This window comes from Kamptonema sp. UHCC 0994, assembly GCF_029167235.1.
Taxonomy (GTDB): Bacteria; Cyanobacteriota; Cyanobacteriia; order Cyanobacteriales; family Microcoleaceae; genus Kamptonema.
Genome location: NZ_JARFTR010000192.1, coordinates 1 through 1,389, shown reverse-complemented (window position 1 = coordinate 1,389; position 1,389 = coordinate 1). Strand labels below are relative to the sequence as shown.

Annotated in this window: 1 protein-coding gene; it reads right to left on the bottom strand. The window is 49.5% G+C overall.

The genetic code is table 11. The features are described from left to right. Positions 1-74 precede the first annotated feature (74 nt). Positions 75-1,229, bottom strand: coding sequence for a glutamine-hydrolyzing carbamoyl-phosphate synthase small subunit (carA, locus tag PY364_RS17065; RefSeq protein WP_275524278.1), 1,155 nt, complete (start codon positions 1,227-1,229; stop codon positions 75-77). Positions 1,230-1,389 lie beyond the last annotated feature (160 nt).

The window sequence follows — 1,389 nt, the reverse complement described above, 5'->3', positions numbered from 1 at the left end:
CGGTATCTTGACCGCCCAGAGGGCGGCGTTACTAAGGAGCGCGTAAGTCCGGTACCTTACCCGTGACCTCTTTTTTAACTGGCAACAGCCACCTTGCGATTTTCTCGCATCGCCTCTACAAAACGCTCAAACAAATAGTCAGCATCGTGAGGGCCAGGACTGGCCTCTGGGTGGTACTGCACCGAGAACAACGGTAACGACTTGTGCCGCAAACCAGCCACCGTGCGGTCATTGAGATTGAGGTGAGTAATTTCTACATCCGCCGCCAGAGAATCGGGATCGATCGCAAACCCGTGATTTTGGCTAGTAATCTCGATTCGCTCAGTTAAACCCGCTGGCTGATTCAATCCTCGGTGTCCAAACTTCAGCTTAAAAGTATCCGCACCCAAAGAACGACCTAAAATTTGGTGTCCCATACAGATGCCAAATATCGGCTTTTCAGACTTTAACAGCGCCTTAGTAGTCTCGATCCCTTCTATAACCGTCGCTGGATCTCCAGGGCCATTGGACAGAAAAATCCCGTCCGGCTGGTATTTGAGAATTTCCTCTGGCGGCGTGTTCGCGGGTACGACAACAACGCGACAGCCATAGCTGGCCAAACGTCGTAGGATATTACGCTTAATCCCAAAATCGATCGCCACCACAGTCAGAATTTCAGCATCAGATTTGGTACCATCGCTAAACTCCCAGCTAGACTCTGTGGGTTCAGACCATTCATAAACCTGACTGGTAGTGACTTGCTGAACAAGATTTAATCCAGCCATACTCGGAGCCTGCTGTACTTGCTCCAACAGCTCAGCCGGGTCAATAATTTCCGTAGAAATCCCCCCATTCATCGCTCCAACCGTGCGGATTTTCCGAGTCAGAGCGCGAGTATCGATCCCATAAATACCGGGAATGCTGTGGTGTTTAAGGTAATCCGGCAAAGACTGAGTAGAACGCCAATTGCTGGGCTTGTGGCAGATGTTGCGAGCGATCGCAGCCCGCACTTGAGGCCCGCGAGATTCTTCGTCCTCGACATTCACCCCCGTATTCCCTAATTCTGGATAGGTAAAAGTCACAATTTGGCCACAATAGCTAGGGTCAGTCAAGACTTCTTGATAGCCCGTCATGCCAGTATTGAAGACTACCTCTCCGACGACAGTGCCATTCGCGCCAAACGACCAGCCGCGATACGCAGTACCGTCGGCAAGAACTAGAAGAGCTGGTTGTGCAGTAGAAAGTGACATTGAAGTTTTAATTAGTTTTGCTTCTTAAGTTTCTATCTTTAATAGGTATTTGAGCGCAGAAACCCGCGACAAATATTAACCTTCAATTTTGGGAACTGTCAAACTGATAGGACTTACGTACATTTTACGTAACGCCGCCCTCTGGGCGGTAAAGATACCG